The 12,300-nt window shown below is 70.1% G+C and carries 8 protein-coding genes; 4 read left to right on the forward strand and 4 right to left on the reverse strand.

The annotated features are described in order from the left end of the window. Positions 1-98: 98 nt before the first annotated feature. A complete protein-coding gene (locus WME98_RS12865) occupies positions 99-1,226 on the reverse strand; it encodes a vWA domain-containing protein (protein WP_437951597.1) in 1,128 nt (375 codons plus the stop codon). 294 nt (positions 1,227-1,520) lie between these two features. Between WME98_RS12865 and WME98_RS12870 the strand changes: the two genes are divergently transcribed. Then, positions 1,521-3,278, forward strand: a complete 1,758-nt coding sequence (locus WME98_RS12870) for a PE-PGRS family protein (protein WP_437951598.1) — start codon at positions 1,521-1,523, stop codon at positions 3,276-3,278. Between the two features lie 23 nt (positions 3,279-3,301). Here the strand turns inward: WME98_RS12870 and WME98_RS12875 are convergent, their stop codons facing one another. Next, entirely contained in the window at positions 3,302-4,783 is a 1,482-nt protein-coding gene (locus tag WME98_RS12875) for a hypothetical protein (RefSeq protein WP_437951599.1), read from the reverse strand. A gap of 734 nt (positions 4,784-5,517) precedes the next feature. Here WME98_RS12875 and WME98_RS12880 point away from each other — a divergent pair. After that, entirely contained in the window at positions 5,518-5,985 is a 468-nt protein-coding gene (locus tag WME98_RS12880) for a hypothetical protein (RefSeq protein ID WP_437951600.1), read from the forward strand. 97 nt (positions 5,986-6,082) lie between these two features. Here the strand turns inward: WME98_RS12880 and WME98_RS12885 are convergent, their stop codons facing one another. Beyond that, a complete protein-coding gene (locus tag WME98_RS12885) occupies positions 6,083-6,793 on the reverse strand; it encodes a helix-turn-helix domain-containing protein (protein ID WP_437951601.1) in 711 nt (236 codons plus the stop codon). A 340-nt stretch (positions 6,794-7,133) separates the two neighbouring features. Between WME98_RS12885 and WME98_RS12890 the strand changes: the two genes are divergently transcribed. Further along, entirely contained in the window at positions 7,134-8,177 is a 1,044-nt protein-coding gene (locus WME98_RS12890; protein WP_437951602.1) for a serine/threonine-protein kinase, read from the forward strand. 85 nt (positions 8,178-8,262) lie between these two features. Then, on the forward strand, positions 8,263-9,864 hold the full coding sequence (locus WME98_RS12895) for a serine/threonine-protein kinase (protein ID WP_437951603.1): 1,602 nt from the start codon (positions 8,263-8,265) through the stop codon (positions 9,862-9,864). A 112-nt stretch (positions 9,865-9,976) separates the two neighbouring features. Here WME98_RS12895 and WME98_RS12900 read toward each other — a convergent pair whose 3' ends face one another. Continuing rightward, the gene (locus WME98_RS12900; RefSeq protein ID WP_437951604.1) at positions 9,977-12,220 is read right to left on the reverse strand and encodes a cyclic nucleotide-binding domain-containing protein; all 2,244 of its coding nucleotides are present in this window, start codon (positions 12,218-12,220) and stop codon (positions 9,977-9,979) included. Between the last annotated feature and the right edge of the window lie 80 nt (positions 12,221-12,300).

Here is a 12,300-nt window from a genome sequence, read left to right on the forward strand (position 1 = left end):
GGCTCCTCGTCGCCTCGGCGGCTCAACGTTCGTCTTCTCGTGACGAGCATCTCGTGACGAGCGTCGCTCTGGCGCCGAGCGGGCTCTGCCGAGCGCGGTCAGCGGAGCACGGTCTCACAGCCGAGGAGGATCTGGATCTTCGCGGCGGACGCGTTCCTCGCGGCGTCGCAGGTGTCGGGGCATAGCACGAGCGCCGTGGGCGAGCTCGGGTTGTCGTAGCGCCAGCCTGGACCGTCGCAGCCGGGGCTCTGCGGCAGGATCTCTTGCGGCGCGCCGTCGAGCCCGAACAGGACGTTGACGTCGTTGAACGCGATCTGCCCGCCGGCCACCTCGGACGGGACCTCGTACTCGCACGGGAGCGCCTGGCCCGTCACCTTCGCGAGCGCGCTCTGGAACTCGACGGCGATGTTCGTCGCCTTGACGAGGACCGCGGTGTCGGTGCCGCCTGCCGCGGCGATCTGGTTGGCGATGCTCTGGTCGACGCCCGGCAGCCCGATGACGAAGGTGCGCACCGGCGGTCGATAGCGCGCGCCCGCCGCCGCGAGGGCCGCGATGGCCGCCGGATCTTCCGGGTTCGCGCCGCCGCACTGGGGCGCGGGCCCCTGCGGCTTCCCGTCGGTGACGAGCAGCACGGCGGAGGCCTCGTCGGGGTGGTTCTGTGCCACCTCGATGCCGTGGAGCAGCGCCCCGCCCAGCGCCGGGTAGATGGGCGTGCTCGGCCCGTCCGGCGACTCGTCCTCAATGGCGTCCACGATCGCGCCCGCGTTGCCCGGGAGCGGGCCGAACGGGACGAGCGGCGTCTTGTAGGCATTTTGGTCACACGCCGGCACGTCGTCCGCGGCGCGCGGGAAGAAGCGCAGCGCCACGCGCACGCCGGCGAACCGCGCGCTGTTGACGAACGCGGTCAGGCCGACCTTCGCGCTATCCCATTTGTCTCCCTGCATGGAGGAGGATTTGTCCATCATGATGTAGAGATTGAGGGGGACGGCGATCGCCTCCTCGGTGACGAGCCCGCAGGCGGCGTCCGGGTCGGGGCGGGTATCGATGGGCGCGTCGCCCAACAGCCCTCCATCCGGATCGAGGTCTCCGCCCGAGCCGGCCCCTTCCGACGAGGACGACGCCGCGCCGATCCCCGAATCCGGGGCGCAGGCACCGTGGAGCCCGGCGGCGGCAGCGAGCCCGAGCAGGGAGGCGAGCGAGAGTCGGTGGAGCGGTTCGAGGCGCATGGGCGTGCTGGCGTACGGCAGGGACGGCGCGGAGGCGGCGCAGGGGCGCAGGGGCGCAGACCCAGACTACCGGAGTCGGTGACGGGCGCGAGGGGCGAATCGCGGGATCGTGAGCTGGCTCGCGGCGGCGCAGCGCGGCACGGCGGTGTCGGTGCGTGCGGCACGGCGCGATGGGTCCATGGGGCGCGTGGGGCGATTACCGCCAGCGTGACAAAGTCTTTCCGAAAAGCGCGCGAAGGTGCAGAATTAAGCATGCGCGTGCGCTCCCTCCTCGGAACGGCTTCTGTGCTTGCGATGCTCTCCGCGCTCGGCTGCGCCGAGAGCAGCTCGATCGACGGTCCCATCGGGCCGGTCTCGGGCACCGGCGGCGGTTCCGGATCGGGCGGAGCGCCGAGCGCGAGCAGCGCAACGACGACGTCATCGAGCAGCAGCGCGGCTGTCACGAGCGGCACGAGTGGCGCGGGCGGCGAGGGCGGCGCGGGTGGGGAGGCGGGCAGCGGAGACGGGGGCGGCGGGGGCGAGGTCACCGACCCTTGCGCGATGGGGTGCCTCCCGGGCACGCACGATATCGACGGCAACCCGCTCACGGGCGAGTGCGGCTGTGAATACGCGTGTACGCCGACCTCGACGACCGAGGATCCGATCGACGGTGATTTCGTGGACGCCAACTGCGATGGCGGCGACGGGCTCGTGGAGCGGTGCGTCTACGTCTCGGCCAGCATCGGGGATGACGCCAACAGCGGGACGCGCACGGCCCCGGTGCAGACGATCGCCACGGCGATCCAGGTGGCGCAGGAGAGCGCGGTGCCGGCGGTCTGTCTCTCCGGCGAGCTGTACGAGGAGGCCGTCACGGTCGTGTCCGGCATCAGCATCTATGGCGGGTTCGACCACAACGACCCTGACTTCAAGTTCCGCAGGACCTCCGCGGTGACGACGACGGTGCGCGCGCCAGGCACGGTGTTCCATGCGCCGTCGATCGAGCAGCCGACGCACATCGAGGGCATCATGATCGAGGCGTTGAGCCCGACGTCGCCCGGCGCGAGTACCTATGGAGTGCGCCTGGGCGGCGGGCGCGCGCAGCTCTTCGTGCGGTACAACATCATCGACGTGGACGACGGCCAGGACGGCGCCCCGGGAGCGAATGGAGCGCCGCCCACAGCGGGGACGGCGCCGGGGGGGAACGCGGGAGAGGCCGGCTGCGACGCATGCAGCGGCTATGGATACGGGGGCGCGCAGACCACGTGCACCGAGTTCGGCGGCGCCGGCGGCCGGGGCGGCTACAACAATGGCACTGGCTCCACGGGCTCACCGGGGAGTGGCGGCGCGGCAGGCGGTCCGGGAGGCGCTTCGTCACGCGAGTGCGGTCCCAATAGCGCGGACGGCGGAACCGGCGTGGCGGGTGCAACTGGCGCGCAGGGAAATCCTGGCACCGGGGGGGCGAGCCTGGGCACCATCGCATCGGGCATCTACCAGCCGGCGAGCGGCACCAACGGACAGAACGGGGCAACTGGCCGTGGCGGCGGCGGCGGCGGCGGCGGCGGCGGTGGCTCGTGCGGGGTCGGTTGCTTTTGCTATGAAGATCGCGGCGGCGGCGGCGGCAGTGGCGGATGCGGCGGACTCGGCGGCCGCCCCGGGCTCGGCGGAAAAGGCGGCGGGGGGAGCTTCGGTGTCTTTGCGGCGGGCGGACGGGTGGTAGTCTCTGGCAATGTCATTACGGCCGGCGCGGGCGGCACGGGCGGTCCAGGCGGGAACGGTGGCGCGGGCCAGCTTGGAGGGAGCGGGGGCGTCGGTGGCCCGGCCCGCGAGGACTCCGGCGGCGGCGGCAGCGGCGGCCGGGGAGGCAACGGCGGCGCCGGCGGCCCTGGCGCCGGCGGCGGGGGCGGCCCGAGTGCCTGCCTGGCGCGGTCCGGCGGGGTAGACTTCACGTTCGCGGACAACAGCTGCACGACCGGCACGCCCGGCTTTGGCGGCGCGGGCGGCACGAGCACGGGCGGCGGCGTTGCGGGCGCGGGGCGGAACGGCATGGCGGCAGCGAATTTGCAGATCAACTGACCAGTTCCGCTACGTTCGACGAGCTATCTCCCGACCCGCTGAAGGTCGACTTTCGCCACAACAGAGCTGAAGCCGCCGGCAACCGCGGCCTTGATCTCATTGCCAAAATCCAGTACCCCATCGTTGATTCCAACGACTACGAGCGCCTTGGTCGCTGGATCGGTGTCAATGCCGGCGATCCCTTGCCCTGCCGCGGCATCGCCGAAACGCCTGCTCCAGAGATGCTCCCCGCCAGCGCTCAGCTTAGCGATCGTCCAGTCGCGATCCTGCCTCCCGCCGAGCGGCCCGCCCCCAAAGTCGACAGCGCTTGCAATCCCAGCACCAAGCACGACGTCTCCGGCGGCGTCGGCGGCGACGTGAATCCCGAAAGGCGACATGTAGCGGAAGCCCGCATCGATATGGAACTGAGGCAAATCGTCCCCGAATTTTAGCGACCACAGGTGGGTTCCCGCGGACGACAGCTTCACGAGCAGGAGGTCCGAATCTGCCAGTCCGCTGGTCTGCTGGGCGCCCCTAACCCCGTGCGTGGCTACATCGATCGCTCCTGCGAAAGCCGCAGCCGCAACGACATCCCCTCGCGCATCAACGTCGATATCCTTCAACCAGGCATCACCCTCTCCTTGGATGACAACGGACCAGTCCCTCTTCCCGGTGGGTGAGAGCTTAAGCAGGAAGGAGCCGGCCCCCGATGGGCTCGAGGCGGAGCTCTCGTCGAAGCCAACCTCGGTGAATCCCGTGAAGCGGCCCCCAACGACGATGTTACCGTCGCGATCTATGGCCACCGCCATCGCCTCGATGGTCGTCATCGTGGCTTCAGGTCCTCCCAAATGAAGATTCCATCGCACGTCACCTGTCTCGCCGTCCAATTTCACAATGAAGGCATCCCTCGATGCGGTCGTCAGGGTCGATGAACCTAGGCGCACTTCTCCGTCGAAAAAGCCGACCAGTACCACGTCACCGTCGTGCGTAGCCGATGAATCCATGACAGTGAGGCGCCCCGTCCCCGTGAACAGGTTGTGGCTCCAGATCAGCTCGCTGCTGGACAGGAATCTGGCCACGAAGCACCCATCCTCACCGGCAGTGGGCGCCGTGAGGGTAACACCGGAGCCGAAGTCGATGGCTTCCGCGTATGAGCCCGACAAGACGAGGCTATCGTCAGGCAGCACCGAAAGGCGCGATGCCAATGCACCATCGGAGTCAGCCACCGACAACCCCCGACTGAATACATGGCTGCCGTCCGGCTTCAACTTGGCGAAAAAGAAAGCATTATGCGACGATACCAGCGGCGGGCCGCCGAAATCCGTGGTACCTTGGAAGATCCCTGAGAGGAGGATGTTCCCCTTCGAGTCGACCCGAACGCTCTCGGCAAAGACGAGCTCATGGCTCTCGAAGCTCTTCGCCCAAACGACTCCCGAGCACGAGTCCGCATCACAGTCCTGGAACTCGTCGAGGCTCAGGACCTGAGCGCACGACGCGGTGCCCAGGAGGGCACCCAGGGCGAGCACGCGGGTGGCGTGAACAAGGGGCGGAGAAGACGGAGTGCGGCGCATGGTGATTTATGAGGCCCCAAGTTCCAACGCCCGTCAAGGGCGAAGCAAGGCGCACACGAGCCCCGCTGGCTCGCGCCGCAAGGCATCCTCGCGCGGCGTCTCCGCCGAACACCGGGCGGGCTTCTTCCGGTTCCGGCGGGTTCGCGGCGGGTGGACCGGTCGGAGCCGCTCGCGGCAGGCTCAAGCGACTGCCGTCGCTCGCGCGCGCACACCGCGACAGGCGCAGGCGATTCATGCGGATCGTCGACGGCGCTCACGGTCTCGGAGAACGCGACTGTCGTCGAGAGGGCGCCGTCACGCACCCGAGCGCGCGCAGTGGATGAACCGATGTGGCCGCCGTGTCAGCCGCAGCGACGGGCGAAGCGGAGGTGGGGGGCACCGGCGCTGGAGCAGGCCGCCCGGCCCAGCTCGCGCCCGCAGCGTCCCGCTCGCCCCGCGTCGGGCCGTCGTGCCCGCCGTACCCTCCCTGTCTGGCCGGGACGCAGCTCGCGAGCGTAGCCCAGGAGGAGCGGCCCGTCGCCATAGCGGACGCTCGTCCGCTCGAAACGCCCGCGCCTCCAAGCCCGTGGAGGCGCCTCCGCTAGACTGGAGCAAAGTGATGGGCGCCGGTGTGAACGCGTTGCTCGCGCACGAAGGCCGGCTAGAACGGCTCCCGGCTGCGACCAGCGCCGAAGACAGGAAGGCCCCCCATGACCACCGCGATGCAGATGCCCATGATGCCGCAGACGATGACCCCGATGATGGCGACGCCGGAGATGGCCGCTGGCGCATCAATGATGCCCAGCATGATGGGCATGGGCATGATGCCCAGCATGATGGGCATGGGAATGCCGATGATGCCCATGATGGGCATGCCGATGATGTCCAATATGATGGGCATGGGCATGGGCATGGGAATGCCGATGATGCCCAGCATGATGGGCATGGGCATGATGCCCAGCATGATGGGCATGGGCATGCCGATGATGTGCAAGATGTCCTGTGAGATGACGAAGGACGGAATGACCTGCAAGATGATGCCGGCCGAGGGCATGTCCATGGACATGCTCAAGGAGCGCTGCGAGGCCATGACGCGGATGATGTCGTCCGGGATGCCGATGATGATGATGTGCGGCGGGATGCCCATGATGATGGGCATGTCCGCCATGACCAAGTAGCACCGCCACAAGGCCTTTCTTTCTTGCAGCAAAAAAAACGCCGGCGACCGCCGGCGTTTTTTTGTCCTCCCCTCCACCCCCCGGGGGAGACCCGCCCTCAGGGGGCCGACAGCGAATACGTCATCACCAGGTACATCAGCGAATCGACGTTCGCCGGGTTGCGGTAGACGTGCGGGACGTCCGCCTGAAACACGAGCGCATCGCCGGTCGCGAGCAGGAACCGCTGTCCGTCGACGCTGATCTCGACCGTCCCCTGGTTCACGATGATGTTTTCCATCGTGCCGGGCGGATGCGGATCGGCATTCTCGATGCCCAGCGCGGCCAGGCGCAGCTCGTAGAACTCGACCGTTCTCGGCGCATCGAACGGGAAGAGCGCGCGCGACGTGAACTTTCCGTCGTGAGAGGTCAGCCGCTTCGCGCGGTCCCCGCGCAGCAGCATCGGCCCGCCGGACGAGCGATTGCTGACGAGCGCCGAGAACGGCACGCCGAGCGCACGGGCGATCTTCCACACGACGTTGATCGTGGGCGCGCTGCGGCCGAGCTCGACCTGTCCCAGCATGGCGCGGCTGACGCCCGAGACCTTCGAGAGCCGCTCCAGAGAGAGCCCGCGCCGCGTGCGGAGCCGCCGGAGATTCTCCCCGACCACAGCCGTGAGATCCGCCGGCGAGTCGGGGTGGGCGACCTCATACGTCCACGACTCGTCCAGCTCCGGATCGGGCGCGCCGGGCTTGGCCTGCTGCACGTCGAGCGCGACCGGCAACGCGCTGCTCACCGGAGGAAGATCGCTGTTCTGTCGGACGGATCTCATATCGCGATGGGCGCCACTCTACACGGAATCACCAAGCCAGCAACACAGCCAAGTTCGTCACTTCGGCGTAACGACTGTAAGCATCATCAGGTGATTTCCGTGACTCCTAGGATGATGCCTGAGCCCGCACGCAATGTCCCTGTCGCATTTCCCCGACGGCGCGCTCGCCTCAGCAGGCTCGCCCTCCCTCCCTGCGCGCCCTCCCTCCCCGCGCCCGGCGGCCGGCCGGCCTGGGGCCCCATCCAACCGTCCCTACCGCCAGGGCGCCGGAGCGGCTACAACCTGAGCTCGTTCCGCGGGCATGCTGGCGCAGCGCTCTCGGAACAGCGAGGACCTGCCGATGGACCACGACATCGACGACGTCATCGACGGCCGGTACAAGCTGATCGAGGTGGTCGGCCAGGGAGGCCATGGCGTCGTCTACCGCGCCCTGGACCAAGAGGCCGGCACGCACGTCGCAGTCAAGTACCTGAGGCCCGAGTTCTCCAGCGATCCCGCCCTGAAAGCCCGCATGCGGCGCGAGGCCAGCGCCATGGGCGCGCTCTCCGGCACCAGCGCGACGCAGGTCTTCGCCTTCAGCGAGGCCCCCGACGGCACGCTCTACATCGTGATGGAGTTCCTGAAGGGCAGCGACCTCGAGACGACGCTGCGCCGGCTCGAGGCGCGCAACCAGCGGCTCCCCCTCGCCCGGCTCCGCGAGCTCTTCCGTCCGATCATCGACACGCTCGACGCCGCGCACGCCCGCGGCATCGTCCACCGCGACCTGAAGCCGGCGAACATCTTCGTCCTCGACATCGACGCAAGCGGCCCGCCTTCTTCACGCTCGCCTCGCCACAAAGGTAATCCAGGACACGCGGCTCATGGCAGCCCCCCGGCCGGCGACCCGATCCGCGCTGCGGGCGCCGGCGGCGGCGCGCCGGCCGATCGCGGGGCAGCGAACCGAGGATGCGTGCGTTTGCTTGATTTCGGGCTTGTCAAGGTGATGCAGGCCGACCCCCTCACCCGCGAGGGGGCGATCCCGGGCTCGCCGAGCTACATCGCGCCCGAGGTCTGGAAGGGCCGGCCCCAGGAGATCGACCACCGGATCGACATCTACTCGCTCGGCGCGGTGATCTTCCGCGCGCTCGCGGGCCGCGTGCCCTTCGCCGGGGCGAGCCGGGTCGACATCCTGCTCGCGGCCGCGCGCGGCCCACGTCCCAGCCTGCACGCCTTCCGGCCGGATCTGCCGCCCGAGGTGGACGCCTGGGTGGCCCGGGCGCTCGCCGTCATCCCGGAGGAGCGCTTCCAGGACGTCCGCGCCCTCTGGAGCGCGCTGGAGCCGCTCCTCGACCGCGCCGCTCGGGCCGAGGCCGAGGCGGCCGGCGGCGGCGCGATCCCGCGGTGAGCACGTTCCCTACCCGTGCGCCTTGCGACGCAGGAAGCGGCGCTGGTAGCGTGTTCCAGACCATGTCTCAATCGAGGGCCGCAGGATGAGCTCCTCGCCCGGTCTGCTGCAGCCGAATACGCGGTTTCGCGATCGCTATCAGGTGCTGCGCGTCATCAAGGCGGGCGGCATGGGCGCCGTGTACGAGGTGATGGACGACGTCACCGCGGCGCGCCGCGCGCTCAAGGTGATGCTGCCCAGCCTCCTCGACAGCGAGGAGCTGCGCGCCCGCTTCGCCCTCGAGGCCCGCATCACCGGCATCATCGAGAGCGACCACATCGTCCGGACCTCGGACGCCGGGGTCGACGACGAGACCGGCACGCCGTTCATCGTCATGGAGCTGCTCCGCGGCGAGGAGCTCGGCAGCCTCCTCAAGAAGCGCGGCTCCCTCCCCCCCGAGGAGGTCGCGATCTACCTGTTCCAGGCCGCGCTCGCGCTCGACAAGACGCACGCGGCGAACATCGTCCACCGCGACCTCAAGCCGGACAACCTGTTCGTCACGGTCCGCGACGACGGCTCGCCGTGCGTGAAGATCCTCGACTTCGGGATCGCCAAGGTCATCGAGCAGCACCACGCCTCCACGCTGACCCGGCAGATGCTCGGCACGCCCGTGTACATGGCGCCCGAGCAGATCCGGGCCGAGCGCAACGTCGGCCCCCGCGCCGACATCTACGCGCTCGGGCACGTCGCGTACGCGCTCCTCGTCGGCGAGTCGTACTGGTCCCAGGAGGCCGAGGCGATCCCGTCGCCGTACCTGCTCGCGGCCGAGCTCCTGCGCGGGGCGATGGAGTCGCCCAGCGTTCGCGCGGCGCGCCGGCGCTCCATCACGCTGCCGAGCGCGTTCGACGGCTGGTTCTTCAAGGCCACGGCGCTCAAGCCCGAGGACCGCTTCGACCGCGCGTCCACCGCGGTGAGCGCGCTCGCCGTCGCGCTCGAGGTGCCGCTCCCGCGGGCGTCTCGCGTCGTGCTCCTGCCCGATCCGCCGTCGCCGCGCCCGAGCCCGAGCGTGAACCCGAGCCCCACCGACCCGACGCAGCCCTCGCGGCCCGGCAAGTCGGCGGGCTTCGCCGACGTGCCGACCGTCACCGTGCCCGAGCTGTCGAAGACGCCGCCGTCGCGCCGCACCCCGCTCTCGCCCCCCTCGCCGACGCCCACGTCGAGGGCCCCGGAGACCCGGCCGCGGCCCTCGGAGGCGCCGGGCCGGACGAGCTCCTCCGCGGGCGAGCCGTCGAGGAAGTCCGATCCCACGTCGCGGCGCGAGCGCGCCGGGCAGCGGCGGTTCCACGTCCGGGCCGACACGACGACGGGGGTCCTCCACGTGAAGGTGTGGGGGTTCTGGGACATCGACGAGGGCAAGGCGTACCTCGACGACTTCCGCCAGAAGGCCGCGACGCTGCTCACGCTCGGGAAGCCCTGGTACGTGCTCGCCGACATCGCGGACTTCCCGCCGCAGAAGCCCGACGTGAGCCCCTATGTCGAGCAGACCATGGCGTACGCGGTCGAGCACGGCATGCGCAAGGCGGCGAACCTCGTGAACAGCGCGCTCTCGAAGATGCAGATCTCCCGCCTGTCGGCCGCCATGGGGCTGCCCGAGTACTCGTTCTTCACCGCGGAGGCCGACGCCCTCGCGTGGCTCCTGAAGGGCTGAGCGCCCCCGGGCCGGGCGCGAGGGGCCGATCGCCTCGCCGGGCGCTCGAGCCCCGCGCCAAGCCGGCTCGCGAGCGGCCGCTCGCCCGGCCGGGGCGCGAGCGGCCCCGCGCTCAGCCGAGGACGAACCGCCGGATGCGCCCGGCGAGGCTCCGCACCTTCTCCTCGGCCTCGATGTAGCGCTCGGCCGCGTCGCGCAGGTGGGCCTGGCGCGAGGCCATGAGCAGGCTGAGCTCGATCACGAGCTGCGGGCGCGCCTCGATGATCGGCTGCAGCGCCTCCTTCGTGATCTGGTAGAGCACCACCTCGTCGACGGCGCGCACCGTCGCGGTGCGCTCCTCGCCCGTGAGCAGCGCGAACTCGCCGAACACGGCGCCCTTCTCGAGCGCCGCCACCGTCGAGTCCTGCCCGTCCGGGTGCCGCACCAGGACCTCGACCGCGCCCGACGCGACCACGAACATCGACGAGTCCCGCTGCCCCTGCAGCACGATCCGGTCGAGCGGGCCGTACTCGATCCGGCGCACCTTCGTGGCGAGCTTGCGGAGCTCGCGATCGAGCAGCGGCTTGAAGACCGGCGTCCGCCGGAGCAGCGTCATGATGTCCTCGGCGGTCGCCTCGCGCGGCGCCTTGCTCGGCTCGTCGAGCTCGATCGACGCCGCGGCCCCGTAGCCGTCGCGCCGCTGCAGCGCGGCGAGCAGCGACGGGTTCTTCTCCATGTACGCCTCGAGCAGGCTCGCGTTCCGCGGGATGCACTCGTCGCCCGTGTAATCCATGAGGCTCCGCTCGGCGGCCCAGCGGGCCACGTCGTTCATCGACTTGCGGTACTGCCGGCACGCGGCGGGGAAGATGCCGTCCTGATCGCCGAAGAGCGCGGTCAGCGCCTCGGGCATGAGGCTGAGCCCGAACAGCCGCATGTCGCCGCGCTGGTGCCAGAGCGCGAAGTCGCGCCACCGCGGGTCGAGGTGCGCGAGCTCCGGGAACGCGAGCACGCTGTTCTTGAGCACCGCCCGCTCCGCGTCGCGGAACACCCGGTGCCACGTCTCCTGCGCGTTCCACAGGTTGTTGCCGGCGAGCTCGATCGCCTTCTGCAGGTCGGCGTGGTGGGCGTGCAGGAAGGCGAGCGTGGCCTTCTGCTTGCGCATCAGGTTCGTCAGGCTCACCGGGCCCGCCGCGAAGAAGCCGGCGGCGCGCGGCGCGATGTGCCGCAGCTCCCAGACCTGCTTCCACGCCGCGACGTCGACCGCGGCGCGGATGGGCGCGAACGCCTCGCCGCGCTCGAACGCCTCGCGCTCCCCGGGCGACAGCATGTCCGGGTACTGATCCTTCACCGCCTCGAAGATGCCGAGGCACGTGAGCAGCTCGAGGTAGAGCCCCACCCGGAGGAGCCACCGGGGGTCCGGGAGGTTGCGCCGGTGCTGCTCGAGGTCCTGATGGATGGCCCGCAGGTACAGGAGGGCCTTATCCATGCCGATGGTGAGCACGGGGAACCACGGGTGATAGCCGACGTGGAGCTCGTCGATCCCGAGCGCCCGCTGCTGGATCTCCGTGTCCGCCTTGACGAGCCGGTCGAGCAGGCGCGCGTAGAGCGAGCCGAACCGGCCGGTGTCGAAGATCTCGATGTCCGTCGACTCGGAGGAGACCGTCCTGCCCGCCTCGCTGAGCTTGATCTCGACCCGGAGCTGCTGCCGGAACAGGCTCGCGAAGGTGAACGGATCGGCGCCGTCGGTGATGCGCCGCCGGAAGGACTCGGGCAGGTCGATCCAGTGATAGCCGCCGCCCGTGTCCTCGCCCGGGGGGTGCGGCACGAGGTGCCGCGCCGGGGCGATGGTGGCGACGTAGACCGTCTGGTGGAACGAGTTCCACGGCGCGGGCTCGAGCATCGGGACCGGGTAGGACGACGTCGAGACCATCTGCGGGCTGAGCGGCAGGTCGATGATGCCGGGCACGGGGCACGGCTCGCCGTCGCCGGGGCTCGCCGGGAGGAACCACGCCGACATGGTCACCTCGAACGATCGCTCGAACGGCGCGACGAACGCGTAGAGGTCGCGCAGCCGGTAGAGCAGCCACACCTCGTCGCCGAGCTCCGACGGGTCGCCCGAGGTGTTGATGCAGCCGACGCGCTCGCTGCACCCGTGCCCCGGGTAGAGCGCCTCGTCGACCGGCCGCTTGCCCGGCTCGAACGGGATGAGCTCCAGCGACGGCGAGAGCTCGGCCGACTCTTCCTCCGGGCTCTGGCGCGCCTCGAGCTGCCGCAGGTACTGGCGGACCCGGGCGAGCTTGTCCTCCCAATCCATGCCTTCAACGCGGCTCATCAGCAGCCGCTTGAACTGCCTCTGGAACTCCTTCGGGGTCATCATGGTGCGTCCACCTGAGTTGCCGGGGGGCCGGACAGCCGCCCTCCGCGAGAGCTTACCGGCTCCGCGCGCGCCGCGCGCTG

Source organism: Sorangium sp. So ce296 (assembly GCF_051529605.1).
In the GTDB taxonomy this organism is placed as follows: Bacteria; Myxococcota_A; Polyangia; order Polyangiales; family Polyangiaceae; genus Sorangium; species Sorangium cellulosum_D.